This window comes from Leucobacter shiyiweii (assembly GCF_052446065.1).
In the GTDB taxonomy this organism is placed as follows: domain Bacteria; phylum Actinomycetota; class Actinomycetes; order Actinomycetales; family Microbacteriaceae; genus Leucobacter.
In genome coordinates this window covers 556,837-581,551 of the sequence record NZ_CM127080.1, presented here as the reverse complement: position 1 = coordinate 581,551, position 24,715 = coordinate 556,837, and the positions used below count along the sequence as shown (strand labels likewise).

The window sequence follows — 24,715 nt, the reverse complement described above, 5'->3', positions numbered from 1 at the left end:
AGAGCATGACGATACATGGCGAGCCCCGGCTCATGCAGGCTTCGAAACGTTCGGCGGTTCCAGCGTTCGAAGTCATGCGCATCACTGACCAGATCGCGACGCGGAGAGCTGAGGGGCACGACGTTGTCTCGCTGTGCGCTGGCGAGCCGAGTGCCCGGCCCACACCGGGCACGCTGAAGCCCGCTGGCTACACCGGCCCGCTCGGCACTACCCCGCTCCGTGATGGCATCGCGGGCCACTATCGCAATTGGTACGGCGTCGAGGTGGATCCCCAAAACGTCGCCGTGACCACCGGTTCGTCAGGGGCGTTCCAGCTGGTGTTCCTCGCGGCGTTCGACCCGGGCGACCGTGTGGCACTCGCGAGCCCCGGTTACCCCGCGTACCGAAACATTTTGACCGCGCTGGGGGTGCAGGTCATTGAGATCCCAACTTCGATCGAGACCCGCTACCAGCCCACACCGGCTCTGCTTGACGCGGCTGAGGCCGAGCACGGACGCCTTGCCGGTCTTGTGATTGCCTCCCCCGCGAACCCGACGGGAACGATGCTGAGTCGAGCCGACCTCACCGGCTTGGTCGAGTGGTGCCGAGCACACGGCACCCGCCTCATTAGCGATGAGATTTACCACGGAATCACATTCCCCGAGATCGGTGATCCCGATCCCCGTGGTGTGACCGCGGTGGAGCTCGATCCGAACGCGATCGTCATCAACTCGTTTTCCAAATATTGGGGCATGACCGGCTGGCGGCTCGGGTGGGCTCTCCTTCCCGAAGATCTCGTCGGCCCGCTCGAAGCCCTCGCTTCCAACTTCGCCCTCTCGCCGCCCGCGCCTGCCCAGGAACTCGCGATGACAGCGTTCAGCCCGGAGACTTATGCCGAACGTGACCGCGTGGTGCAGGGTTTCGCCCGTGCACGCCAGCTGATACTGGATGCCGCGCCCGCCCTGAACTGGGGCGTCGCTGCGCCCTCGGACGGCGCGTTCTACTACTACTCTGAACTCGGGCCGCAGCTCGAGCGGTTCGGCTCCGCGACCGCTTACGCGCAGGAGTTACTCGAACGGGCTAATGTGGCGCTCGTTCCCGGTGTCGACTTTGACCCGATCGCGGGCGACCGTGCCGTGCGAATCTCGTACGCGGCGGGTGAGGCTGCGGTGCAGGAGGCGCTCGTGCGCATCCTGGAGTTCCAGTCGGGCTCGGGAAGCGCCGCCCTCAGCCCTGTCCGCGCTCGGTGAGGCGCAGATAGCCGGAGAGTGCGGCGACACCCTCCGCGGTCCCGGGCAGGCCCGCACCAAGCCGCTCTGAGGAGACGAGATGCGCGGCCCACTGCGCGCGGCTGATCGCCACGTTCAGGCGGTTACGCATGAGGAGAAATTCGAGCCCTCGCGGCACGTCTTCCGCGCTGGATGCGGCCAGACTGACGATCGCGATCACTGCCTCCTGCCCTTGAAACCTATCGACCGTGCCGACGCGGATCCCGCCGAGGCCTGCCACCGCGAGCGCGTTCGCGATGCACTCAACCTGCGCGTTGTAGGCGGCAACCACGATGATGTCTGCCTCAGCGAGCCTTCGGTCTGGCGCGCCCGGTTCGACAAGCATGCCGCGCAGGGAGGCCGTCGCGATGCGCACCACCTCCGCAGCCTCCTCCGGCGAACGCGTGGAGTTGCCCAGGTGAGGCACGGGGTGCCAGTGTAGGCCGGCCGGCCCCACCCCGCGCACCTCGCGCAGTGCAGCCGTCGCGTGCGCGCTCAACCGCCCCTCGTAGGCGAGCTCGGAAACCACCTCGGTGAGCTCGGGACGCATGCGTCGTGTCTGAGCAAGGAAGTAGCCGTGACCCTCTGGGATGGTTTCGTGAGCGCCGAGCAGCCAGCCCAACGCTGAGGTATCCACCGGCTCGGGATGCGACCCCTGCGATACCTGCGGCAGTTGCTGCGGATCGCCCAGCAGCAGCAACCGCTCAGCCGAAACCGACGCGGCGATAGTCGGAGCGAGCGAGAACTGCCCGGCCTCGTCAATCACCAACAGATCGAGGCTGCGTCGCTCGAACCGGTTCGAATTGCTGAAGTCCCACGCCGTGCCCCCCACGACGCAGCCGAGTTCGGCGTCTCGGTGCCGAGCGACGAAACTCAGTTGGCCGTTGTACGGAAGTACGGAGAATGGTCTCACCTGATCTTTCGGCGCTCCGCGCTGCGCCACCTTCCCCACTTGCGACCGGTCGAGGCCCGCCGCGACGACCCCTTCCAACACATTCTCGACGACCTTGTGCGACTGCGCCACCACGCCCACCCGCCAACCGTTCTGCTCAACCAGGGAGCGGATCACCCGCGCAGCCAGGTACGTCTTTCCCGTGCCCGGCGGGCCTTGCACCGCGAGTGCGGATCGATCGAGCTGGCGCAGGGTCGCAACAACCGCGCCGATGGTGCGGGCCTCTTCGAACCCACCCGCGGCGGCGAGCGCCTCAGGCGAGCGAGGATCAACCAGTGGCTGGCCCCCCAGCAACCGTGGCGGCACCCGACGGATGATGTCGACCACCGGATCGGCCAGGAAGTAGCCCTCGTCGAGCGACTTTGAGAGGACGGCACCCCATTCCTCAATCGCGCCCGGCTGACTGCCTGGACGTGGCGGCGGACCGGGCGCGATGACCGAGGGCAGCACGTCGTAGCTTGGGGCTCCCGCTGGAAGCGACTCAGAAACCGTCACCCCGTCGTCATCTACGTCGACGAAGGCAACCTGCCTGGTGCCCCTCGCCCCGGGAGCCGCCCCGCTCTCTGAGAACGGCGGCGGATACTCGTAGAGCAGAAACGCGTCAGACCCGGCCTTTGGTGTGCTGCCAGGCGCGAGCTCCCCGCGCAACCGCACGGTGCGGCGTTGAACGCGGCCTCGGGGCGGGATGTGCCAATCGTCGACGACCTCGCTCCGAGCTGCGTCGACCACGAGCACGTCGCGCGTGTCAGCCCAATCCTCGATGGGTTCGACGAGTCGGGCAAAGTGCGCCCACCAAAATGATTTGTTCTCGCGGGCATGGTAATCAATAGCACTCGCCGCGAGCGCAGCCGCCCTTCGGTCGCGCTCGTCGTCGGCCACGCTTGCGTGCATCGCGAGCGCCAAGGCGGTAGAGCTCTGCACCCCCGTCTCGCGACCCTCGTCTCGTGGATCTGCGGGGCCGAGGGGCACCACCCCGTGCTCACGTGCGATCCGCAGCAGCCAGTCGCGTAGGCGCAGAGTCGAGACGCAGTCGTAGCGGTTGTACTCGGCGATGGCGGCAAGTCGCCGCTCCCCTTCCGCCTGATCCACTGCCGAATGGGACGCGCGCAACGCGCTTGCTTCCGCGTACTCGACTACAGAGTCACCTGCGTTCGTCACTCCGGACTCGTCTCGCAGTTCATCGCCCATGTACAGCGGCTCAAGCTTCTTGATGGAATAGGAGCGGGAACCAACACGCAGCGCCTGTCGCACGATCGGGTACAGGTCGACGAGCACGTGCTCGCGCAGCAACTGGTCGACCTCCTGCTCACCGACGCCGTGCCGGGCGGCGATGCTCGACAGGTGGGTGCGTTCGTACGATGCATAGTGGTAAATCTTCAGCTCAGGAAAGCGCGCGCGCCGCTCGGCAACAAAGCTGAGGAATTCCTCGAGCGCCCGCCGTTCGGCGTCAAGATCGTGCGCCCAGATCGTAGTGAACTGCTCGTGCGCATCCACCATGCCAAAAAGGTAGTCAATGCCCCAGCGCGCGGTGCCTTCCGCCCCTGGCTCGCGGTACATCGGGTCGCCCTCAAAGTCGAAGAACAGGTCGCCCGGGTTCGGTGCAGGAATCGCGGCGAGCGCCGCAGGGTCGATCACCCGCACCGGGGGTGCCTCCCCCGCCACCGCCGCCACCTGCGCGGCTGCTTGCGCGGCGATGCGCGCAAGTGCGGCCTGGCTGATGCCAGAGACGGTGAGGGTACCGGAGGCAATCCCGGGGAGCGCTGCGGCGACTGCATCGAGGGTCGTCAGCCCAGCAGCAATCAGGCGGTCGCGTTGCCCGGCACGCAACCCCGCAATGAGCAATGGATCACGCACCCGTTCAACCTCCGGCGCGCACACCTCGCAGCGGCCACACGCCATCACGCCTGTAGCACCCCAGGCCACCGCTTCGGCGCTCTCGCGCCGGCCGTCCGCTCCGACCGCGGCCGCCCGCTCGAGCAGGATCTGGTGCAGTCGGTCGCGGCGGGAGCGAAACACGGGGGCGATGTCAGCGAGTCTGTGCTGGCTGCGCGCCCCGTCACCCAGCACGAGCACGGCCCAGGGCGCGACTGGCACGCCGATCCGCTCGAGCTGCTCAGCATAGGCCGCGAGTTGCAAGAGCGCCGTCACCTTGGCGCGGCGTGCGAGTTTCGAATCTTGCACCTCATATGCGCCGTCCGGGGTGCGTGCGAGAAAATCGGCGAAACCCACGAAGCCGATGGCCGGGTCGCCGGTGTGTGGATCGGCCGGGCGCACCTCGGGGTCGAAAAAGGTGGCCTGAAACACGATGTCGGCACCTCCCAGGAGTGCGTGTCGGCTCAGCTCGGCGAGCTCGGTCAGCGCGGTGGCGGTCATGGCTCCGCGGGGCGGCAACTCGACGACCCCGCCAGCCTCGCCCGCCGATCCGCGACCAAACTCGGTGACATAGCTCGCGAGCACCCGCGCCTCGTGTGCGTCTCCAAGCCTGGCAGCCCGGGCGAGCATTGCGTCGGTGTTGTCGGGCACCACGATGTCCCGGCCAAACTTGCGATCGACGCGGCGCAGAAATGCAAACTCACAGCTGCTCGCCGCGGTCAAGTCGCTCGCGCTCGTGACCAGCCGGATCTCATCGTCCGTGAGGTGCTGCACAAACATGCGTCTTCCCTTCGCTGGCCCGAGCCGTTGTCACCGCCGGGGATCATTTCGAAGCTACCCCAGCCCTCCGACATGTTGCATGAGCTATGCTGGAGACCAGTGGTGCCTTCCTCGGCGTCACGCGTCGCTTTCACCGTACCGCCCGCTCCACGAGCCTGGGCGCCGTTCGGCCGGATCTGCGGCGAACGGAAGCGCGATCCCGCGCCTTCGAAATATCGGCAGCGACGCGCAGACACTCACGATCACTCGATCGAATTGAGCTGCGCGCGGCATGCCACCAGCATGAAAGGTCCCAGTGACCACTCCTACCTTCGCCGATCTCGGCGTGCCCACCGCCCTCGTACACGCCCTGGAAAAGACCGGCAAGACCGAGGCCTTCCCCATCCAGCGTGACACCCTGCCCGACACGCTCAAGGGCCGCGACGTACTCGGCCGCGGCCGCACCGGCTCGGGCAAGACGATCGCATTCGCGATCCCGCTCGTTGCGAACATCGCTCAGGATGTCGACAAGAAGCGTCAACCGAACCGCCCCCGTGGCATCGTGCTCGCGCCGACCCGCGAGCTCGTCACCCAGATCGCCGAGGTCATCAAGATGCTCGGTGACCCGGTGGGCGTGCGCGTCTCCACCATTTTCGGCGGCGTACCGCAGCGTCGACAGGAAATCGTGCTCGAGCGCGGAGTCGACATCATCGTCGCAGCGCCCGGCCGTCTCGATGACCTGATGAAGCAGGGCCTGGTCAACCTCGACAAGGTCGAGATCACGGTGCTCGACGAGGCGGATCATATGGCCGACATGGGCTTCCTGCCCGTCGTGACCCGCATCATGAACAAGACCCCCCAGCAGGGGCAGCGTCTACTCTTCAGCGCGACCCTCGATAACGGGGTCGACAACATCGTGAAGAAGTACCTGCACGATCCGATCATGCACTCGGTCGACAGCGCCGAATCTCCCGTGCCGCAGCTCACCCACCACGTCTTCGAGGTGCAGAGCAAGGCTGGCAAGGAGGCTCTCATTGAGGCCCTTGCTTCAGGCACCGGCCGTCGGATTTTCTTCACCCGTATGAAGCATCAGGCGAAGAAGCTCGCGAAGCAACTCACCACCGCCGGCATTCCGGCAGTTGAATTGCAGGGCAACCTTTCGCAGAACGCGCGTGATCGCAACCTCGCTGAGTTTGTCAGTGGCGAGTCACGCGTGCTCGTCGCGACCGACGTTGCGGCCCGCGGCGTGCACGTCGATGGAGTCGAGTTGGTCGTGCACATTGATCCGCCGGTTGAGCACAAAGCGTACCTGCACCGCTCAGGCCGCACCGCGCGTGCCGGAAACGAGGGCGACGTCGTGACCGTGGTGCTGCCCGAGCAGCGCTCCGAGATGCGTCAGCTGCTGAGGGCCGCAAAGATTCAGGTCACCCCGCGCCCTGTCACGGCCGCGGATGCCGAGGTGGTATCGCTGATTGGCGAGGTCGCCCCGCGCGTGGACCCGCGTGAAATCGAGCGCAAGCGCAACGAAGCTCACGTGGCGCAACAGCGTGCAGCCGGCCATAACCCGTCAGGTGCCGGGCAGTCGCAGGGGGCAAACGCGAAGCGCAAGCGTTCGCGTGGCGGTCGCGGCGGTCAGGGCGGGCAAGGCGGCGGCCAGGGTGGTACTGCGGGTCGTTCGGGCGCGTCGGGACAGTCAAGTCAGGCTCGTTCGCAAGGACAGCCGCAAGGCGGTCAGCGTCGTGGTGCAACCAGTGGATCCGCGCCGCGCCGCGCGGGCAGCACGGGCGGGGCGATGTACTCGACGAGCTCTCGGACTTCCGCACCGCGCAGCCAGGGATCGCGCCGCGCACAGGGCTGATCCACCGAGAAAGGCGTGCTGTCGCCGTCTGCCTGAGCCATGACACGAGCCTAGAGCAGCGGGAGTTCGCGCGAAGCGCTAGAGCACGGCAGAATAGACTGAGCACTAGACGCGTGCGGCGACGTGCCGCGCCTGACATCGCATCACCGCGAGGAGAACCGAAGTGAAGACTCTCACCCGTATCACCACCGCCATCTTCGCGGTCATCGTTTCGCTCTTCGTGGCGGCACCCGCGTTCGCTGCCGTAGGCGAGGGTGAGAAGTTTGACCCTCGCGAGCAGTTCTCTGCGGCGGGTGACCCGGTGAACGTGGTTGCCATTCTTATCGTGGGCGCGATCCTGCTGGTTGTCATACTGGGGTCTGCCCAGGTGGTTGGCAACCTGTTCGAGAAGAAAGACGGCTAACCTTGAATACCGCCGCGCGACTCGAGGCCCTCACCTACGAGACGATCGAGTTGCAGGTTCGCGATGCGATCCTCACGATCAAGATCAATCGCCCGAAGGTGCTCAACGCGCTCTCTCCTCAGGTGATCGCCGAGTTGCGCCAGGTCTTTGGTGAGTTGCGCGACTCGCTCGGTCGGCCCAGCCAGCCCGGCGGAGACGGAACTGAAGAATCCGTAAACGACTGGTCGATCCGCGGCGTCATCTTTACCGGTCAAGGCAGCAAGTCGTTTGTCGCCGGGGCCGATATTTCGGTCATGCGCGAAATGACCCCGGCACAGTCGGCACAGTACGCTGCGAGCGCGCAAGAGCTGACCAGCTGGATCGAGACCCTCCCAGTGCCCGTGATTGCCGCTGTCAACGGCTTTGCATTGGGTGGCGGCTGCGAACTTGCTATGGCATGCGACTTCATCTATGCGAGTGAGAACGCAAGTTTCGGTCAGCCCGAGGTCGGGCTCGGCCTGATTCCCGGGTTCGGCGGGTGCGTGCGGCTGCAACAGTACGTGGGTATCGCTGCGGCCCGTGATCTCATCTTCACCGGCCGCCGCATCGACGCATTTGAGGCAGAGAAGCTGGGATTGGTCGCACACGTCTTCCCCGACACCGGCGCGCTGCATGTCGGCGCCGAAGACGCAATGAAGCGCATCTCTCAACAGTCTCCGGTTGCCGTGGCGATGGCGAAACGCGCGGTCCGCGAGGTGCAGGCACTGCCAACAGACGCTGGGCTCATTCTTGAGCGCGAGGCGTTTGCCGCGTGCTTCGGCACCGGCGACATGATCGAGGGAACGGCCGCTTTCGTCGAGAAACGCAAGCCGAATTTCCCGGGCAACTAGGAGTTCTACGCCTGCAGACTCGCAGTCACCGGGTCTCGCACCACGCGAAACGTCTCGACCTGGGGGTCAGCAGCGCCCCGCACAAATCCCGTTGGCGAAGCCGCAACCGCCTGCAGAAAAGCCACGGTCTCTCGGGTAATCTCTTCGCCGGGCATGAGATTCGGTATTCCGGGAGGATACGCCGCGAGGGTATCCGCTGAAACCCGGCCAATGGCGCGCTCGGCCGGCACCAATACGCTCTCGGCAAAGTAGGCGGCGCGTGGCAACATGCGCAGCGTTCCGGCTGCGGGAAGCGGCGGGAAGGTCCCCTGTTCCCCGGCGCCCGAGGCCACCCCGGAGATTCCGTCACCGGCAGCACTCACAGTTTCGGACACACGCAAGTCATCTGCTTCATCGGCGACCGAGACCAGCGCCCGGTACAGCCTCTCGAGATCCAGCGTCGAGAGCGCCCCAATCACGGCGACCACACTCGTTGCGGTCGACATCTCGAGGTATGTTCCGTGCGCCGTGATCAATCGCTCGCGCACCCAGTGACCGCTCTGGCCCAGTCGTGACACGTCGATCGGCACCCGCAACGGGTCAATCGCGACGATGTCTGCGAACTTCCCGAAGTCATCAGAGATGACGCTGAACCTCGGGTCGGCCCGCAAGAACTGACGCAGTTGATTCGACTGGTGGATCGCGCGACCAATCTTTTCTGCGCCCTGCACCAGCGCGTGTCGGGCCGCATCAAGAGACCCCATGAGGATCGCGCTGGCGGAGGTTGAGGAGGTCATGGTGAAGGCGCGCGCGACGAGCGGCTCCAGCCGCTCGGCAAAGGGGGTATCTCCGAGCAACAGCATCGCCGACTGGGTGAGCGAACCCGCCAGTTTGTGAGTGCTGGAAATCACGAGATCCGCCCCGAGCCGGGCAGGAGACTCGGGAAGCTCGGGGTGAAACCCGAAGTGAGCACCCCAGGCACCGTCGACGACGAGTGCGGCGCCATACCGATGCGCTACCTCAGCGAGCCCGGCAACGTCGGCGGTCGAGCCGAAGTAGCTCGGTGACACCACGTACACGCTTGAGACGGGCCGCCCTGATTCGCTCTCATGAGCCAGAGCTTTCTCAAGGAACGCCGGGGTAAGACCGTGGGCGATCCCGTTGCGCACATCCACCGAGGGCGCGACGAATGCCGGAATCAGCCCTGCAAGCAGCACCCCATCGGTGAAGCTCGAGTGCGAACTGCGCTGCATGAGGACCCGCTCGCCAAGCCCGCGCACCGCGAGTGCGGCTGTGCGATTGCCCTGCGAGGCCCCGTTTGTCAGGAACCAAGCGCGGCGCGCGCCCCACGCCTCGGCGGCCAGCTGGAGCGCCTCGGCGAGTGGCGAGTCGTCACCGAGATCGATGCCGTCGAGCATCAGGGGCACGTCGAGCTCAGTGACCCGGGATCCAAATACCGCTGCCAGGTGTGCAGCGCCGCTGCTCGCGTCGTTGGAGTGGCCCGGCACCATGAAGTGCAGAGGGTGCGCGTCGGCGTGGCGTTGGAGCGCCTCGACATAGGGAGCGCGTTTCTGCGAATCGGTATGCGCCTCGGTGCCCGCCTCGACCTCAATATGGGCATAGGCCTGAGCCCTCGCACCTGTTTCTTGGCCGGGCAGCATCGAATCATTCAGTTGTTGCAGCATGCCTCCATACTGTCGCTCGTCAACGGTTCCCGGAACCCGTGAGATGACTCAAGACCTACATATACTGTATGTACCGATGGTCCGAATTTCGCCTTCTAACCACCGAGAAAGCTGGTGCATCCGTGCTCGATCCGCGGCAACTCCAAGCCCTCGCTGCGGTCGCCGCAGAGGGGTCGGTCTCACGCGCTGCGCGGCGTCTAGGCTGGAGCCAACCCAGCGTCGACTATCACCTGAAGGCACTTGAACGCCTGGTCGGAAGCGTGCTCGTCACTCGATCCACTCGGGGAAGCACGCTCAACGCGGCAGGTCTTCTCCTTCTGGATCGCGGCGGCGAGATCCTCGCGCTCTCCGACCGGGCGCTCACTGATGTGCGCGAATTTGCACAGGTTGGCCGCACCAAGCTGAGATTTGGCTCATTCCCGACGGCAGCGGCCCGGCTTCTTCCCGCGATTGCCGCGAGACTTCGTGAAGTCGGTATAGAGCTTGATGCTGTGCTCGAAGAGATCTCGCCACTCGTCTCACAGGTAAATCAGCGCACCCTCGATGCCGCGCTCGTCTACACCGCAAGCGGGTATGCGCTGCCGTTTCGTTCGGATGTACACACCACCCATTTGCTCACCGATCCGCTCCTCCTCGCCCTGCCCGCACAGCATCCCGCCGCGCGGCAAGCACGCGTGGACGCGGAAGGACTCATCTCACTCAGTGACTCTTCGTGGGTCTTTAGTGCGACCCCGGGCGACACACTCGACGATGTGGTGCGTGATGTGTTTGCTGATGCCGGGCTTCCGTTTCACGTCGCGGTGCGCACGGACGACTATTCTGTCGCCCTCGGAATGGTTGCGGCCGACCTTGGAGTCGGCCTCGTACCGCGCCTCGCGACCGAGCATGTGCCGGCAGGGGTCGTTCTCAGGCCCATAGATGACCCGCGATTCGCGCGGGAAATCCTTCTCGCTACTCCAGCTTCTCCGGCCGGGCCTTCGCCCGCCGTTCGCCAGTTGGCGGAGGCGGTTCGTCGGGCGATCGCCACCCTCGACTCACCTCTCTGACCGCATCCCCCAGTGCGATTGACGCATTCGAGGGCGGAGCCGTCTCATCCCGGATTCAGGAGACCTCGGTGGACTTCGTCACCTCGGTCACGAATGGCGCAATGAATGCTCCGATCGTCATAGCCAGGCCGCCGATCATAAAAGCCACCCGAGTTCCTGCAGCCAGCGCGTGCGCGTCGACCGCATCAGGGGATCCTGCGGCTGCCGTCGAGACCACCGTCATCACCGTCACGAAGAGCGCCGTGCCAGCCGCGCCACCGACCTGCTGCACGGTGGAGAGCGTCGCACTCCCGTGCGAGGCGAGGCGGCCGGGCAACGATCCGAGCGATACCGAGAACAGCGGGGTGAAGGTGCCCGCGAGTCCAATACTCAACCCGACGTGCGAGGCGAGAACCTGCCAAATGCTGCTCGAGTCGCTCAAGAGCGCCATGCTCCAGAGCGCCAGTGCGGCGATAATGACGCCAGGAACCAACACGAAGCGTGCGCCGCGCTGATCTACCAGTCGACCAACCACCGGCCCCAGAAAACCCATCAGCAGGCCTCCGGGCAGGAGCACCAGACCCGACTCGAGCACCGAGAAACCGAGCACGTTCTGACCGTATATGGGGAGAAGGATCAGGCTTCCGAAAAGAGCGATCGAGGAGAAGGTGAACAGGATCACCGAGAGCGCGAACGGTCGGGTGTGGAACGTGCGCAGGTCGAGCAGAGCACGGTCTTCCCTGTGGAGCCGCAATTGCCGCCAGACAAAGAGCGCAAGCCCGGCGATGCCCACCAGGATGAGAACGAGCGGCGGGATCGAGTGATCTGCGGCGGCACTCTCTCCAATAGCGCTTAGCCCCCACACGATGCCGCCGAAACCAAAGACGGACAACACAACCGAGAGCAGATCGACGCGCACCTTACGTTGTATGCCGACATTCGGGAGGCGGAGGACGCCGATGATGAGCGCGGCGAGTGCAATAGGAAGCACAAAGATAAAGAGCCAACGCCAGCTCAACCACTGCAGAATGAGCCCTGATACGGTCGGCCCGAGCGCCGGTGCCACGGATATAACAATCGCAATCCGCCCCATCAACCTGCCGCGCTGCTGGTCGGGTACGAGCAAGACCACCGTTGTCATCAGCAACGGCATCATGATCGCGGTGCCACCAGCCTGCACCACCCGGCCAAGCAAAAGCACGAAGAAACCCGGCGCGATCGCGGCAATAAGCGTTCCCAGAGAGAAGAGACCCATCGCGATCATAAAGAGCGTACGAGTTCGCATTCGCTGGATGAGCATGCCAGTGATCGGAATCACGACACTCATCGTCAGGAGGAACGCGGTTGTCAACCACTGGCCAGCCGCTGCGGTGATCTCGAGATCTGACATGAGCCGCGGGAGTGCGACACTCATGATGGTTTCGTTCAAGATCACCACGAATGCACTCGCCAAGAGCAGCCAGATGGCCAATCGTTCGCGCGGACCAAATACCTTCTCGGCCGGTGAGTCGTGGGATGCAGGTGACCGATCGGAGTTCTGAAGCATGAGGGGATAATGCTATCTCATTCAAGCATCTGGCCGCGTTCCGTGTCGACGGCGGCGGTGACCGCGAATGCGTCAGTCCCCCGCCGCGACCCTCCGGGCGAGGACGCCGCCCAGAGCGGTTGCGAGGCCGAAGACGGCAAAGAGGATCGCCGGACCCCACGATCCCCCACCAGACCAGCCGAGCGAGGCCTGCGCTGCGAACGGCAGGAAACCGCCCACGACCGCGGCAAGGTTGTACCCCAGGCTGACACCCGAGTATCGCAGCTCGGCCGGGAACAGCATGGCGAGGGTTGGGCCCGCTACTCCGTAGGCGAGGATCACTGTGGCGAGGCCCAGACTGACAGCAAGGATCGCGGCTGCGGGAGATCGGCTATCGATCAGCCAGAACACCGGGAACGCGACGAGCGCGGTCGCGAGCCCTCCCCAGGCGGTGACGCGACCCGGGCCGAAGCGTTCGGCTAGCCGACCGGAAAGCAGGGTGACGCCGACCTGCACGACCGCGGCGATGAGTGTGGCGTTCACCATCAGTTGTCGGTCGAGACCGCGTTCGTTGGCACCGAAGTTCACGAGGAAGGTGTTCATGAAGTAGAAGCCACCGACGCCGAGAAGCGAGACGAGGATCGCGATGGCGAGACGGCCGGGAGTGCGGCGGAACAACTCCACCACTGGCACCCGCACCCGCTCACCGGTGGCCACCAGCCGCGTGAACTCCGGGGATTCCTCGATGCCCACTCGAAGATACACCGCTACCAGCAGGAGTGGGAGAGCCGCAAGAAAGGGGAGACGCCAACCCCACGCATCGAACGATTCTGGCGGCAGGAGGAGAACCAGCGTGAACGCACCGCTCGAGAGGAGTGTGGCGATGGGCGAGGAGAGTTGCACGAGCGCAGCGAGCCGGTTGCGATAGGCAGGAGGCGCATGTTCGACCGCCATGGTCATGGCGCCGCTCCACTCGCCGCCGACTGCGACGCCCTGCAGGAGCCGCAGCACCACGAGCATGATCGGCGCAACGATTCCAATCGCATAGAAATCAGGCAGCATGCCAATCAACGCGGTCGCAACACCGATCAACACGACACTCAGAATCAGCGTTGGACGGCGGCCGATGCGATCGCCCAGGCTGCCAAAGAGCACTGCGCCCAGGGGCCGAGCGATAAAACCCACGCCAAAGGTCGCGAAGGCGGCGAGCGCGGCGGCCTGCGGATCTAGCTCAGTGAAGTACAGCCGACTGAACACCAACGCAGCGGCAAGTCCGAAAAGATAGTAGTCGAACCATTCCATCGCGGTGCCAACGAGCGCGGCGACGGCGACCTTACGCGCTGCCTGCAGTGACAATTCTGCGGGCGCTACAGGTTCTGCGGGTGCTGTGGATTCGGTCAATTCCACCTCCTTCGACGTGCCGAGTCTATGGGCTTCGCGCCCAGTCACCTCGGAGTTGGCGATGACTCGCCGGTACTCCTACGATCGAGAGAGACGGTCTGAGAATTCATCGACCGCGTGTGGACTGAGAGCCTCCCAACGCGATCCGCCCGTCCCAGGAGGAAGGATCCAGGTCATCACGCAATCACGACTGGGCTTCTGTACGCACTCATTCTGGGCGCGACCTACGCGGCGTTAATGGCATACATTTCCTCTTCCCCGTTCATCGCGATCGAACTCATGGGAGTGTCGCCCCAGGAGTTCTCCTGGTGGTTTGGGGCTTCCGCCACCGCCATGATCACCGGCAGCGTGCTCAACATGTGGGTTGCACCGCGATTTGGCGCCTTTCAGATGCTGCTGGTGGGCCAAGCCTTCCTCGGAGCCGCTGGGTTCGTTTTTGTCTTCCTTGCCCTGAGCGGCGCGCTCACTCCCCCACTTTTTTTCGGAAGCGGCTTCCTTCTTGTTTCGGGGTTTGCGATCACGATGGCGAATAGTACCGCCCTGGCGCTCTCTCAGGGTGGGGCCGCACGCGGGTCTGCCTCTGCCTTGCTGAGCACCGCGCAGTACCTGTCTGGAGCACTCATCATTCCACTGGTCGGCCTTTGGGGTACGCATTCAGCACTCCCGATGAGCGTAGGGGTCGCTGGCCTCGCAGTACTGACGGCCAGCATGCTCCTAATCGCGCGCCGCAACACTCCGGCGTAGGGTGGGGGCATGGCAAGATACCTCAGCGAAGAGGCCGCAACCGCAGACGGCTTCGAGATTATCCACCAGCCCGATCGGCAGCGGTTCGTCGTCATCAAAGACGCCGAGGTCGTGGGCGAGGCGCACTACAGCCTGCTCGGCGCCAGTGGAATTGACTTTGATCACACTGTCGTAGTGCCCCAATACCGCGGCACTGGGATCTCGGGGCTCCTCGCGCGCCGCGCAGTTACCGATGAGGTCGTTCGTGGGCGCCGGGTGGCGGCCTCGTGCTGGTTCATAGAGGGATATCTCGCGAAGCACCCAGAGCTCCTTGGCACGGCCGACGGGTAGCTAGTGGCCGAATCTCGCCTGCGGATTCACACGACCCATGAAACCTAGGACGCGCCCGCTTTCTTCCCCAGGCGACGCTTCTTCCCCTTGTCTGGGGCCGATCCGTGCTGTTGCATGAGCTCGGTCAGGTCGCGAGAAATCAGGAGCTCGATGCGCTCGTCACGCGCCGCCTGATACTCCTCGCTCGCCCCTCCCGAGTAGTACGGATGCGTCGCGCGCTCTTTCAGAGAGTTCCCTATCTCGTGCCAGGCAGCTTCCCGCGCGCGCGCTGTGGTAACCCGCAGGTACTCGGGATCCGTGGCTCGTGCACGCAGTTCGACCGCAACTCCCTCGTACACCTCCTGACGATGCCGAAGCGTCCTGTTGTCTCCGTCGCCGTATTCCGAGTCGCTCCACGAGCTGCGGCCCGTCCTCCGAATCTCCTTGCGCATCTGGTCAATGTGCTGGGCATCGCGTTCGCGCTCGCGCGCGAGTTCCGTGATCGAGTCGCGAACCATGTCGACGATCTCTTGCTCGTCGTAGTCGACCTTGCGTTTGAGCGCATTCATAATGATCGCGTTCTTCACGCTCATCCGCACGGCGACATCGGCGACGAGCAGGCCCTGCTCCACAATGTCGGCGATTGGCGCAAGCTGACGCTGGGGAAGCCTCCGTGGAAGCCTGCGCCCACGACGCTTGAACCAGCCGAACACCATACTTCTCCTGTCGCTCTCAATAGTCTTCCCAGTATCTCTCAGAACGAGGCCCGCGCGACACCGATTTCATGCGTCAGTTCGTGGCGCCGAGCTCATCAACAAGTATTTCGCGCAGGGAGCCGAGCGCACGAGCGAATTGAACTCCGTTCGGCCCACCCGTTCCGATCACCAGCCCGAATCTTTCGGTCGCATGTGTGTGCCGCTGCCAGTACCCACTGAGTGGCACCGCACCCAGCCCTTGTGCAGTGGATCGCGAGATCACCTTTGCTTCAATTCCGGAGGCCTGCCCGCCAGCTTCAAACTCGAGCACAGCATGCAGGCCGCCGCTCATCGGTCGCACCTGAACCCCGGGAAGGGCCGACAGCCGATCGAGCACCAGTTCTCGCCGCAGTGCGTAACGACGACGCATCCGCGCGGTGTGACGGCGCAATTCGCCACTGCCGAGATAGTCGGCGAGCGCCGACTGCACCACCGCAGATACCGCACCACCCAGGTCGTGACGCACTGGCTCGATGAGGTCGCGCAGCCTGGCCGGTGCAAGCAGGAATCCCGCAGCAAGTGACTGCGAGACGGTCTTCGAAAATGTGCCGAGGAGCACAACCGAACCTCCTGCGGGGTCGTCCAAGGCCGCGAGTGCCGGCAGCGGGCTACCCGTATGCCGCAGCTCCGAATCGTAATCGTCTTCAATGACGACGACGCCGGTGCGGGATGCCCAGGCCAACAGTTCGCGGCGCCGGGAGAGGGGCAGTGATCCACCGAGAGGGTACTGATGGCTGGGAGTCACGATGATCGCATCGAGCATGCCCACGGGGAGCGCCTGGGTGTCGAGCCCCTCTGCGTCTACGGGAAGCGCCACAATCTGCGCACCGTGCCGAGCGGCAACGCGCCTCAGCGAAGGGTAGCCGGGGTCTTCCACACCAACCACCAAGCTCCGACCGGTGGTAGTACCGAGCGCAGTCAGCAACAGCCCGAGACCCTCGCGCGCACCTGCTGTCACAATCACATCCTCAGCTAGCCGTGTCGTGCCCCGCATGCGACGCAGATGCTCAGCTATCTCTGCCCGTAGCCTCAGATCCCCCAGTTCGGGAGCCTCGACGTGCGCCCGCAAAGCGGCGTGTCGCCACGAGGTGCGCCACGCGGGGCGATCGACTTCGCTCGTGTCTGGCACCCCCGGCGCGAGTGGCGGTGGGCCAACCAGAGGTGTTGCGCCGATGCCTCCGGGGCGAGAATTGCGCGCGGGCGAGGGGGTGACCGTCATCCGCAGAACACTGTCCCTCGACGCCTGGGTATTCGCGCCGGCAGGTGAGCGCACTGATGTGAACGCGTTCGCGAGATCGGGGCTCACTCGTGTGCCCCGTCCATGTCCGGCCAGCAGATATCCCTCTGCGATGAGTTGTTCATACGCGGTGACGACAACGCCCCGGGCGACCCCCAGTCGCTCGGCCAACGTGCGGGTGGCCGGCACGACCTCGCCGGGGCGGAGCGTCTCTGCATCGATCGCGCCCCGCAATGCGGCCGTGAGTTGTGCCGGAAGGGAGGCTTCAGCGCTGCGGTCGAGAAAAATCGGCAGCTCGGATGCGGTGCGGGCGTCTGACATACGCACATTCTCGCATTTGAATCCTTTCTTGGTCTATTGCAATTCAGAGATTTTGGCACTTGTAAGGAACCACTCAGGCCGCAAAAGTAGATCGCATGACCCATCACATCGCTGCTCACACACCCACCACTGGCTCTCCCCTCGTCAAGCGCGGCCTCGCCGAGATGCTGAAGGGCGGGGTCATCATGGATGTCGTTACTCCCGAACAAGCGCGAATCGCTGAAGACTCCGGCGCCGTCGCGGTCATGGCCCTCGAGCGCGTCCCCGCCGACATCCGCGCGCAGGGCGGAGTCGCGCGCATGAGCGATCCTGACCTCATCGACGCGATCAAGGCAACGGTCTCGATACCTGTCATGGCCAAGGCCCGCATCGGCCACTTCGTCGAGGCACAGATCCTCGAGGCGCTCGAGGTCGACTACATCGACGAGTCCGAGGTGCTCTCCCCCGCCGACTACGTCAATCACATCGACAAGCAGGGATTTACCGTTCCCTTCGTGTGTGGCGCAACGAACCTGGGCGAGGCGCTGCGGCGCATCGCCGAGGGGGCAGCGATGATTCGTTCGAAAGGCGAAGCCGGCACCGGCGACGTCTCGGAGGCAACCAAACACATCCGCACGATCAAGGGTGAGATCGTGCGACTCACCTCGCTGAACCCGGACGAGCTGTACGTCGCGGCGAAAGAGCTCCAAGCCCCGTACGACCTCGTGGCGGAGGTTGCGTCCACCGGCAAGCTCCCTGTGGTGCTGTTTACCGCAGGTGGCGTGGCCACCCCCGCTGATGCAGCAATGATGATGCAGCTCGGCGCCGACGGCGTCTTCGTAGGGTCGGGCATATTCAAGTCAGGTGATCCGGCGAAGCGCGCCGCCGCGATTGTCAAGGCCGCCGCGCGCTTCGACGATCCGCGGGTGATCGCCCAGGTGTCTCGTGGGCTGGGCGAGGCCATGGTCGGCATTAACGTCGCAGATCTCCCGGCCCCCCACCGACTCGCGCAGCGCGGCTGGTAGGCCCGGTGGCCCAGCCGATCCGAGCCGGGGTACTCGCCCTACAGGGCGGGGTGGTCGAGCACGCTCAGATGCTTGAGCAACTGGGGGCGAACGTGATTCTGGTGCGGCGCGAGAGCGACTTCACAGGGCCTGATGGGCCAAGGCTCGACGCTCTCGTGCTGCCCGGAGGTGAATCGAGCACACAAGATCGACTCCTGCGTCTTTTCGACCTTGCGGATCCGCTGCGCAGGCTGATCTCGGGTGGTCTCCCTACCCTCGGCACGTGCGCGGGACTCATCTTGCTTGCACGAGACGTCCTGGATCCGGCACCGGGTCAGCGCACGCTCGGCGTTTTCGACGCGAGCGTGCGGCGCAACGCATTGGGGGCACAGCTTGCCTCCTGCGAGGCTGAGTTCACGATTCAGGCAGCCGGAGTCTTCGGGTCAGGCGCGTTTGGAGATGTGCGCGGCGCGCTGATCCGCGCACCCGAGATCGCCGCAGTCGGGCCCGGCGCCCGAGTGATCGCGGTCCGCGACGGACGGATTCTCGGGGCGACCTCATTCCCAGCGGGTCTCCCCTCGGACACCACCATTCCGGGATCCCAGCTGCCGCTCGGACCGATTACTGGTATCGCGTTCCACCCTGAGATTTCGGGCGATCCTGGCTTCCATCGCGCGCTTCTCGCGCAGGCACGGTAGCCACGATCGGGGGTAAACTCGGTGCGTGCACGACGACCGATACGACCACGACCCGGTGGCGGCAATGAAGTCCCGACGCGGGCCTACTCAGCGCAGGCAGGTTCCCCTCGCTCGTGGGCTGGTGGTCGAACACACCGAGACCGAATGGTGCGGTGCTGTGGTGGGGGCTCGAGACGGCCTCGTGCACCTGGAGGATTTTCGCGGGAAGGTGCGCGCATTCGCACTCTCCGATGGCTTTCTCGTAGACGGGCTGCCCGTGACACTGAGTATGCCGCAGCGCGCACCGCAGCGTCAGCGCACCGCGTCGGGTTCGTTCGCAGTAGGAGAACAACGCGCGAGGGTCGCCATGCCCAGCCGCATCTTCGTAGAGGGCAAGCACGATGCCGAACTCGTCGAACAGGTCTGGGGTGACGACTTGCGGGTGGAGGGCGTCGTGGTCGAACTGCTTGACGGCGCCGACAACTTGGAGCAGGTGCTCGCAGAGTTTAAGCCGAGTGCGGAGCGACGCGCGGGTGTGCTGCTCGACCATCTGATCCAGGGCAGCAAGGAGACGCGGATCGCACAGAACATCGAGCGCGGGCCGTTCGGCGCTCACGTACTCATCGTTGGCCACCCGTTCGTCGACATTTGGGCGTCCGTCAAGCCCGAACGGGTGGGGCTGGGTGCCTGGCCGGAGATTCCGCGGAGCGTTGAGTGGAAGGCCGGGATCTGCCGCGCACTCGGGTGGCCCTCGGACGAGCCCGCCGACCTCGCAGATGCCTGGTCGCGCATCAGGGGTCGGGTGCGTTCGTTTCGCGACCTGGAGCCGAGCCTCGTGGGCCGTGTTGAGCAGCTCATCGATTTCGTCACCGTGGGTACCTGACCGCAAACGAAGGAAAGACATGGCAAACCCCGCATACGTTCTGATGCCCGAGTGGCAGGGCTCCTCCTCGCGCGCGCTAGCGGCCCTCACCTCGGCCGGACAGGCGGGCGCATGAGTGAACGGGAGGGCACCTCGGCCACATCTCGCGGCGAGCGCGCGTGGCCGCTAGCCAGACTCGGATACCTCTACGCGACATCGGTCGGATTCGCTTGGGGGGCCCTGTGGAGCACGGGTCGGATCCAGCGCCGGGGTGGACTGTGGGTTTTCACCGGCATGCCGAAATGGACATTTGGCCGCGGCGGGAGCTGCGTCGGCGGGTGCTATCTCACCGCACAGAACGTGAGTGAAGCCGTGCTGCGTCACGAGCGGGTTCACCGGGAGCAGTGGCGGCATTACGGCATGGCCTTGCCTGTTCTGTATCTGTTCGCTGGGCGAGATCCGCTGCGAAATCGGTTCGAGATTGAGGCGGGCCTCGCAGACGGCGGGTACCTCGCGAAGCCCGGGAGCAGCGCGCGGGGCTGAGTCTAGGAGTGAAGGTCGCGCATCGACCCGAGAATCGCTTCGCGCAGGGTCGGTGGAGCCGCTCCCTCGCACGCGCGCCGCACCGCGACCGTCAGTTTTTCGAAGACCTGCTGCTCGTCACGGCACTCCGGGCACTCGTCCAGGTGCTCGCGGATGGTCTCAGAATCTGTCGCGCACAACTCGCCGCGAATAAGTTCCTCGAGGTTAGCCTGCGCGTATTCGCAGCCGCATCCGCTCATCGTGCACCTCCCGCATTCGTGTCGCTGTGTGCACCGAGGCCGACGCCCTGTTCCTTTGCATACTCAACGAGCACGCTGCGCAACTTCGCCCGACCGCGATGCAGCCGGCTCATCACCGTGCCGATCGGACGCTCGATAATGTCGGCAATTTCTTGGTAGCTAAACCCCTCGACGTCGGCGAGGTAGACCACCATACGAAATTCTTCGGCGAGGTCGTTCAGGGCGTCGGTAACCACCGTCGCGGGGGTGCGGTCGATCGCCTCTGCCTCGGCCGAGCGCGAGGCCATCGCGGTCGTCGATTCGGCGCCGCCCAACTGCCAATCTTCGAGATCTTCAACGACACCGAGGTACGGTTCGCGTTGTTTTTTGCGGTACGTATTGATGTACGCATTCGTCATGATCCGGTACAGCCAGGCTTTGAGATTCGTGCCCTCGGTGAAACTCTCGAATGCCGCGAAAGCCTTCATGAAGGTGTCTTGCACGAGGTCTTGCGCGTCTTGCGGATTGCGCGTCATCTTCATCGCCGCACCGTAGAGCTGATCAAGATACGGCATGGCATCGCGGGTGAACCGGCGCTCAATCTCGACGCGTTCAGAGGATGTGGGTTCGGTGCGGCTCACACTTCGACAGCTTACCGGGGGCCGGATCCGCGCTCGCTGCACGCGGTCTCTCTCTGCCCGGGCGAGCGTGTCTGCCCGTTCGAGCAGCGTCCGTCTAGCCATGCCGTCTCCCAGTTTCCCATCGTGTGCCGGTACACTTCACAACGACTGTCACCCGCGAAATATTCCCTGTTGGAGCTGCCTCAACCATGCTGATCGCCAAGCTAAACGCCGGACGTGATGACGAGGACCCGGCGGGCCAAGGCGATGCGACCACCAGCGCGACCGTGCCCTGGTCGGCACCCATGGCCTCGGGCCGGCTCGCCGCAACAGTTGCTCTCCCCGGGTCGAAGTCGCTGACCGGGCGAGAACTGATCCTGGCTGCGCTTGCCGACGGCCCGAGCATTCTTCGGGCACCTCTGCACTCGCGCGACTCTGCGCTGATGATCGAAGCTTTGCGCGCGCTCGGCACCACCATTGAAGAGTTTGGCGCCTCCGGCCCGTTTGGGCCAGACCTGCGCATTACACCCGCCGAGACGCTGACCGGGTCGACCACCATCGAGTGTGGCCTGGCGGGCACCGTGATGCGTTTCATGCCTCCGGTCGCGGCTCTCGCGCTCGGCCCGACCGCCTTCGACGGCGACCCCTACGCGCGCAAGCGTCCCATGCGTGCGATCCTCGAGGCCCTGCGTGCGCTCGGTGCCGACATCGCGGACGAGGGCCGTGGGGCACTCCCCTTTACTGTGCACGGCACGGGAACCCTGCGCGGCGGCCGTGTCGAACTCGACGCGTCGCTCTCAAGCCAGTTTGTGTCGGGACTGTTGCTGAGCGCAGCGCGTTTCGAGGAGGGTGTTCACGTAATCCACACGGGATCGCGACTGCCCAGCGTGCCGCACATCGAGATGACACTCGAAACGCTGCGTGCGCGCGGCGTCGAGGCCGACAGCCCCGCACCGGGCGAGTGGCGAGTAGCTCCTGGGTCGATCCGCGCACGCGACCTCACGATCGAGCCTGATTTGTCGAACGCGGCGCCGTTTCTCGCGGCCGCACTCGTCGTAGGCGGCCAGGTGACCGTGCCGAATTGGCCTGCCAAGACCACCCAGGTCGGCGACCAGCTGCGCGAGTTGCTGCCAGCGTTTGGCGCCGAGGTGACGTATGCTCCGGGCCTTTCGGGGAGCGGATCGCTCACCGTCACCGGCTCAGGCCGAGTCGGCGGTGTTCGGTTGCACGTGCCTGAAGCAGGCGAACTGGCACCGACGCTGGTGGGGCTCGCGGCGCTCGCCGATGGACCGAGCGAGATCACGGGCATCGGGCACATTCGACACCACGAAACCGATCGCATCGCCGCGCTTGTATCTGAGATTCGCGGCCTTGGCGGCGACGCGGAGGAACTTGAGGACGGCATCGCGATCCGCCCCGCGACCCTGCACGATGGGCTGTGGAAATCATACGCTGACCATCGGATGGCCACGACCGGTGCGCTCTTGGGATTGCGCACACCGGGGGTCGAAATCGAAGATGTGGAGAGCACCGCAAAAACCCTGCCGCAGTTCACCGCACTCTGGGAACGCATGCTAGGCGCTCCAGTGCCAACGGGCTCAACCGGCGGGGCTACGGGATACGCCCCGGGTTCCGGTCCGGGAATGGGAGCGAACCTCGATCTCAATCCAGGCCTCGGCGCGAATCAGCCGCCCGGTCGCCCAACGGCCACCGGCTTAGCCGGGGGCACCGGTGGCCTTACCGCGATCGGGATTCTCTTCGGCTCTGGCGAGAGCGGTTCGCTCGGCAGTGGCGAGGCCGGCGGGGTCGATCTCTCGGGCGGTGTGTCGGGCGCATGAGCTGGCTTCCCGTCGACGACGACGCAGATGCATACGAGCCCTACGGCGCCTACGCGGACCTTGAGGTGCGGCAGCGACCCAACCCGAAGGCCAATCGACCGCGCACGAAGCGGCGCCCCGAGCATTCCGACGCAGTGATCGGTATGGTCACTGGTGTGGACCGCGGGCGGTACCAGGTGCTCGTGGGCGGCTCTCGATCCGTCGAGAGAGATCTTGAGCGAACAGTCACCGCAGCTCGCGCACGCGAGCTCCACCGCACCCCCATCGTGATCGGAGACCTCGCTCAGTTGGTCGGCGACACGAGCGGGAACGAGGGATCACTCGCCCGAATTGTCGGAATCGAGGAGCGTCGCACTACGCTGCGACGGAGCGCCGACGACTCTGATCGCCTCGAACGCGTGATGGTCGCGAACGCTGACCAGATGCTCATTGTTATTGCGGCGGCCAACCCCGAGCCTCGGGTGCGGCTGGTGGATCGCTACCTCGTCGCCGCCTACGACGCGGGCATCGCGCCGCTGATTTGCATCACGAAAACCGATGTCGCAGACCCCGAACCGTTCCTCTCCCACTTCGCTGCGCTGGAGGTGCCGGTATTCCGTTCACGTCCGGGTGACGAACCACTCGAGGATATCCGTGACGCGCTCGCGGGCAAGACGACGGTGTTCGTGGGGCACTCGGGCGTCGGAAAGTCAACGCTGATCAACGCGCTCGTTCCCGATGCGCTCCGTGCCATCGGGCACGTCAACGAGGTCACCGGGCGCGGACGCCACACCTCCTCCTCCTCTGTGGCGCTGCGTGCGCTCACTCCCGGCTGCGTGGGCGGCGAGTACGGCTGGGTCATCGACACCCCCGGTGTCCGGTCGTTCGGGCTCGGGCATGTGACGAGCGACGGGGTACTTCGAGGATTTGTGGATCTAGCCTCCCTCATTGACATGTGCCCGCGCGGGTGCACACATTTCGGCGACGCGCCTGACTGTGAGCTCGACGCGGCAATCGCAGACGGGCGGCTGGATGCGGCAGGCACGGCCCGCGTGGAGTCGCTGCGGCGCCTGTTGCACTAGCTCTGTTTCGCTAGGCTGGGGTCATGAATGAACGCGTCGTACTTGAAGCCGGCCAGGCAGCCCCAGATTTCACCGCACTCGATCAGAATGGCGTATCGGTATCGCTCAGCGACTTCCGGGGCAAGCGGATCATCCTGTTCGTCTACCCAGCGGCCATGACCCCAGGCTGCACCACCGAGGCCTGCGATTTCCGTGACTCGCTCGCACCGTTGCAGGCAGCGGGATACGAGGTACTCGGCGTCTCCCCCGACGCCCCGGAAAAGCAACAGCGATTCGCAGAGCGAGACGAGTTGCCCTACCCGCTTCTCAGCGATCCGGATCATCACCTGCTGCAGGCTTATGGCGCCTATGGCGAGAAAAGCCTCTACGGCAAGATTTCAGTCGGCGTGATCCGCTCCACCTTTGTGATCGATGAGAACGGCACACTCGTTCACGCGCTTTACAACGTGAAGGCGACCGGGCACGTCGCCCGGGTGCGCAAGATGCTGGGCGTCTAGTCCGCGAGGCCCGATTCGGGGTCGGTAACCATGGGGCGGGCGAGCAAAGCCGCGAAGAAGCCCACGAGCGCAAGCAGCACCAGCCCCCACCCGAGCAAGGGCTCGCCGATCATCCCTCCCATCTGCAGCACGCCGGTGCCAGCCGCAAAAATGAGCACATGCAGAGTGATCGCGGACCCGCGAGCCCAGCTAGCACGCGTGCGCGCGGCGCCCCACAGCGTGAAGAGCACCCACGCCCATGAAATAAGTGCGGCGAGAAATATACTCAGTCGAGGTCCCAGGGGTTCATCGCTCGCGCCGAGGAAATCGGTCGTGATCGGCACGAGGGCAGCAATCCCACCGAAAGCTTCCACTGTCAACACCGCCAGCAGTGCGCCCCAGGCGGAACGTGCACGGCCGGTGGCCTCGTGTGAACTCCGCATTACGGGATCCTTTCCAACAGGTTGCAAATTGACTATTGATTTGCGCCTTCAAC

23 protein-coding genes are annotated in these 24,715 nt (G+C 65.0%); 14 read left to right on the top strand and 9 right to left on the bottom strand.

The genetic code is table 11. From position 1 onward, the window contains the following. The first annotated feature begins 5 nt into the window (after window positions 1–5). Window positions 6–1,229: a pyridoxal phosphate-dependent aminotransferase gene (locus tag ACTNFJ_RS02785; protein WP_435906636.1), complete on the top strand. Its 1,224-nt coding sequence runs from the start codon at window positions 6–8 to the stop codon at window positions 1,227–1,229. Here ACTNFJ_RS02785 and ACTNFJ_RS02780 read toward each other — a convergent pair. Further along, window positions 1,207–4,851: a TM0106 family RecB-like putative nuclease gene (locus ACTNFJ_RS02780; RefSeq protein ID WP_435906637.1), complete on the bottom strand. Its 3,645-nt coding sequence runs from the start codon at window positions 4,849–4,851 to the stop codon at window positions 1,207–1,209. The genes ACTNFJ_RS02785 and ACTNFJ_RS02780 overlap by 23 nt on opposite strands. A gap of 295 nt (window positions 4,852–5,146) precedes the next feature. Between ACTNFJ_RS02780 and ACTNFJ_RS02775 the strand changes: the two genes are divergently transcribed. The 3 genes from ACTNFJ_RS02775 (at window position 5,147) to ACTNFJ_RS02765 (ending at window position 7,960) form a co-directional block, all read left to right on the top strand. Beyond that, complete coding sequence (locus tag ACTNFJ_RS02775; protein ID WP_435906638.1) at window positions 5,147–6,688, top strand: DEAD/DEAH box helicase; 1,542 nt, start codon at window positions 5,147–5,149, stop codon at window positions 6,686–6,688. A gap of 163 nt (window positions 6,689–6,851) precedes the next feature. Further along, complete coding sequence (locus ACTNFJ_RS02770; RefSeq protein ID WP_435906639.1) at window positions 6,852–7,091, top strand: hypothetical protein; 240 nt, start codon at window positions 6,852–6,854, stop codon at window positions 7,089–7,091. A 2-nt stretch (window positions 7,092–7,093) separates the two neighbouring features. Further along, window positions 7,094–7,960, top strand: a complete 867-nt coding sequence (locus ACTNFJ_RS02765) for an enoyl-CoA hydratase/isomerase family protein (RefSeq protein WP_435906640.1) — start codon at window positions 7,094–7,096, stop codon at window positions 7,958–7,960. Between the two features lie 5 nt (window positions 7,961–7,965). Here the strand turns inward: ACTNFJ_RS02765 and ACTNFJ_RS02760 are convergent, their stop codons facing one another. Then, window positions 7,966–9,624: an aminotransferase class I/II-fold pyridoxal phosphate-dependent enzyme gene (locus ACTNFJ_RS02760; protein WP_435906641.1), complete on the bottom strand. Its 1,659-nt coding sequence runs from the start codon at window positions 9,622–9,624 to the stop codon at window positions 7,966–7,968. Between the two features lie 68 nt (window positions 9,625–9,692). Here ACTNFJ_RS02760 and ACTNFJ_RS02755 point away from each other — a divergent pair, with 68 nt between their 5' ends. After that, entirely contained in the window at window positions 9,693–10,670 is a 978-nt protein-coding gene (locus ACTNFJ_RS02755) for a LysR family transcriptional regulator (protein ID WP_435906642.1), read from the top strand. 55 nt (window positions 10,671–10,725) lie between these two features. Here the strand turns inward: ACTNFJ_RS02755 and ACTNFJ_RS02750 are convergent, their stop codons facing one another. After that, a complete protein-coding gene (locus ACTNFJ_RS02750) occupies window positions 10,726–12,195 on the bottom strand; it encodes a DHA2 family efflux MFS transporter permease subunit (protein WP_435906643.1) in 1,470 nt (489 codons plus the stop codon). A 72-nt stretch (window positions 12,196–12,267) separates the two neighbouring features. Further along, the gene (locus ACTNFJ_RS02745) at window positions 12,268–13,581 is read right to left on the bottom strand and encodes an MFS transporter (protein WP_435906644.1); all 1,314 of its coding nucleotides are present in this window, start codon (window positions 13,579–13,581) and stop codon (window positions 12,268–12,270) included. Between the two features lie 231 nt (window positions 13,582–13,812). Here ACTNFJ_RS02745 and ACTNFJ_RS02740 point away from each other — a divergent pair, with 231 nt between their 5' ends. Together ACTNFJ_RS02740 and ACTNFJ_RS02735 are read left to right on the top strand one after the other, a co-directional pair. Next, a complete protein-coding gene (locus ACTNFJ_RS02740; protein ID WP_435906645.1) occupies window positions 13,813–14,319 on the top strand; it encodes an MFS transporter in 507 nt (168 codons plus the stop codon). Between the two features lie 9 nt (window positions 14,320–14,328). Further along, window positions 14,329–14,649: a GNAT family N-acetyltransferase gene (locus ACTNFJ_RS02735; protein ID WP_435906646.1), complete on the top strand. Its 321-nt coding sequence runs from the start codon at window positions 14,329–14,331 to the stop codon at window positions 14,647–14,649. 44 nt (window positions 14,650–14,693) lie between these two features. Here ACTNFJ_RS02735 and ACTNFJ_RS02730 read toward each other — a convergent pair whose 3' ends face one another. Beyond that, window positions 14,694–15,344: an asparagine synthase gene (locus ACTNFJ_RS02730; RefSeq protein ID WP_435906647.1), complete on the bottom strand. Its 651-nt coding sequence runs from the start codon at window positions 15,342–15,344 to the stop codon at window positions 14,694–14,696. Window positions 15,345–15,417: 73 nt separating this feature from the next. After that, the gene (gene pdxR, locus ACTNFJ_RS02725; RefSeq protein ID WP_435906648.1) at window positions 15,418–16,941 is read right to left on the bottom strand and encodes a MocR-like pyridoxine biosynthesis transcription factor PdxR; all 1,524 of its coding nucleotides are present in this window, start codon (window positions 16,939–16,941) and stop codon (window positions 15,418–15,420) included. Window positions 16,942–17,036: 95 nt separating this feature from the next. On the opposite strand from pdxR, the gene pdxS reads away from it, so the two are divergent. The 4 genes from pdxS (at window position 17,037) to ACTNFJ_RS02705 (ending at window position 20,006) form a co-directional block, all read left to right on the top strand. Next, entirely contained in the window at window positions 17,037–17,945 is a 909-nt protein-coding gene (pdxS, locus tag ACTNFJ_RS02720; RefSeq protein ID WP_435906649.1) for a pyridoxal 5'-phosphate synthase lyase subunit PdxS, read from the top strand. Between the two features lie 5 nt (window positions 17,946–17,950). Beyond that, window positions 17,951–18,622, top strand: a complete 672-nt coding sequence (gene pdxT, locus ACTNFJ_RS02715) for a pyridoxal 5'-phosphate synthase glutaminase subunit PdxT (RefSeq protein ID WP_435906650.1) — start codon at window positions 17,951–17,953, stop codon at window positions 18,620–18,622. Window positions 18,623–18,647: 25 nt separating this feature from the next. Next, window positions 18,648–19,484: a DUF3097 family protein gene (locus ACTNFJ_RS02710; RefSeq protein WP_435906651.1), complete on the top strand. Its 837-nt coding sequence runs from the start codon at window positions 18,648–18,650 to the stop codon at window positions 19,482–19,484. 111 nt (window positions 19,485–19,595) lie between these two features. Continuing rightward, window positions 19,596–20,006 carry a Fe-S oxidoreductase gene (locus ACTNFJ_RS02705; RefSeq protein ID WP_435906652.1) on the top strand — a complete coding sequence of 137 codons (411 nt, stop codon included), beginning with the start codon at window positions 19,596–19,598 and terminating at the stop codon, window positions 20,004–20,006. Window positions 20,007–20,008: 2 nt separating this feature from the next. Here ACTNFJ_RS02705 and ACTNFJ_RS02700 read toward each other — a convergent pair whose 3' ends face one another. Together ACTNFJ_RS02700 and ACTNFJ_RS02695 are read right to left on the bottom strand one after the other, a co-directional pair. After that, on the bottom strand, window positions 20,009–20,245 hold the full coding sequence (locus ACTNFJ_RS02700) for a zf-HC2 domain-containing protein (protein ID WP_435906653.1): 237 nt from the start codon (window positions 20,243–20,245) through the stop codon (window positions 20,009–20,011). Then, window positions 20,242–20,799 carry a sigma-70 family RNA polymerase sigma factor gene (locus ACTNFJ_RS02695; RefSeq protein ID WP_435909733.1) on the bottom strand — a complete coding sequence of 186 codons (558 nt, stop codon included), beginning with the start codon at window positions 20,797–20,799 and terminating at the stop codon, window positions 20,242–20,244. Before ACTNFJ_RS02695 ends, ACTNFJ_RS02700 begins: the two co-directional genes overlap by 4 nt. 254 nt (window positions 20,800–21,053) lie before the next feature. Between ACTNFJ_RS02695 and aroA the strand changes: the two genes are divergently transcribed. Genes aroA through bcp form a run of 3 tightly spaced genes read left to right on the top strand, consistent with a single transcriptional unit; the run spans window position 21,054 to window position 24,240 of the window. Continuing rightward, the gene (gene aroA / locus ACTNFJ_RS02690) at window positions 21,054–22,682 is read left to right on the top strand and encodes a 3-phosphoshikimate 1-carboxyvinyltransferase (RefSeq protein ID WP_435906655.1); all 1,629 of its coding nucleotides are present in this window, start codon (window positions 21,054–21,056) and stop codon (window positions 22,680–22,682) included. Further along, complete coding sequence (gene rsgA, locus ACTNFJ_RS02685) at window positions 22,679–23,743, top strand: ribosome small subunit-dependent GTPase A (RefSeq protein ID WP_435906656.1); 1,065 nt, start codon at window positions 22,679–22,681, stop codon at window positions 23,741–23,743. Before aroA ends, rsgA begins: the two co-directional genes overlap by 4 nt. Window positions 23,744–23,766: 23 nt before the next feature. Next, window positions 23,767–24,240 (top strand): thioredoxin-dependent thiol peroxidase, encoded by a 474-nt coding sequence (gene bcp, locus ACTNFJ_RS02680; protein ID WP_435906657.1) that lies wholly within the window; start codon window positions 23,767–23,769, stop codon window positions 24,238–24,240. Here the strand turns inward: bcp and ACTNFJ_RS02675 are convergent. Continuing rightward, window positions 24,237–24,662, bottom strand: a complete 426-nt coding sequence (locus ACTNFJ_RS02675) for a hypothetical protein (protein WP_435906658.1) — start codon at window positions 24,660–24,662, stop codon at window positions 24,237–24,239. The genes bcp and ACTNFJ_RS02675 overlap by 4 nt on opposite strands. Between the last annotated feature and the right edge of the window lie 53 nt (window positions 24,663–24,715).

Coding starts and splice junctions, on each gene's coding strand:
- ACTNFJ_RS02785 (WP_435906636.1), top strand. CDS start 6: ATGACGATACATGGCGAGCCCCGGCTCATGCAGGCTTCGAAACGTTCG.
- pdxS (WP_435906649.1), top strand. CDS start 17,037: ATGACCCATCACATCGCTGCTCACACACCCACCACTGGCTCTCCCCTC.
- ACTNFJ_RS02700 (WP_435906653.1), bottom strand. CDS start 20,245: ATGAGCGGATGCGGCTGCGAATACGCGCAGGCTAACCTCGAGGAACTT.
- ACTNFJ_RS02675 (WP_435906658.1), bottom strand. CDS start 24,662: ATGCGGAGTTCACACGAGGCCACCGGCCGTGCACGTTCCGCCTGGGGC.
- bcp (WP_435906657.1), top strand. CDS start 23,767: ATGAATGAACGCGTCGTACTTGAAGCCGGCCAGGCAGCCCCAGATTTC.
- pdxR (WP_435906648.1), bottom strand. CDS start 16,941: ATGTCAGACGCCCGCACCGCATCCGAGCTGCCGATTTTTCTCGACCGC.
- rsgA (WP_435906656.1), top strand. CDS start 22,679: ATGAGCTGGCTTCCCGTCGACGACGACGCAGATGCATACGAGCCCTAC.
- ACTNFJ_RS02695 (WP_435909733.1), bottom strand. CDS start 20,799: ATGCCGTATCTTGATCAGCTCTACGGTGCGGCGATGAAGATGACGCGC.
- ACTNFJ_RS02755 (WP_435906642.1), top strand. CDS start 9,693: ATGTACCGATGGTCCGAATTTCGCCTTCTAACCACCGAGAAAGCTGGT.
- ACTNFJ_RS02760 (WP_435906641.1), bottom strand. CDS start 9,624: ATGCTGCAACAACTGAATGATTCGATGCTGCCCGGCCAAGAAACAGGT.
- ACTNFJ_RS02705 (WP_435906652.1), top strand. CDS start 19,596: ATGAGTGAACGGGAGGGCACCTCGGCCACATCTCGCGGCGAGCGCGCG.
- ACTNFJ_RS02730 (WP_435906647.1), bottom strand. CDS start 15,344: ATGGTGTTCGGCTGGTTCAAGCGTCGTGGGCGCAGGCTTCCACGGAGG.
- ACTNFJ_RS02735 (WP_435906646.1), top strand. CDS start 14,329: ATGGCAAGATACCTCAGCGAAGAGGCCGCAACCGCAGACGGCTTCGAG.
- aroA (WP_435906655.1), top strand. CDS start 21,054: ATGCTGATCGCCAAGCTAAACGCCGGACGTGATGACGAGGACCCGGCG.
- ACTNFJ_RS02780 (WP_435906637.1), bottom strand. CDS start 4,851: ATGTTTGTGCAGCACCTCACGGACGATGAGATCCGGCTGGTCACGAGC.
- ACTNFJ_RS02750 (WP_435906643.1), bottom strand. CDS start 12,195: ATGCTTCAGAACTCCGATCGGTCACCTGCATCCCACGACTCACCGGCC.
- ACTNFJ_RS02740 (WP_435906645.1), top strand. CDS start 13,813: ATGGCATACATTTCCTCTTCCCCGTTCATCGCGATCGAACTCATGGGA.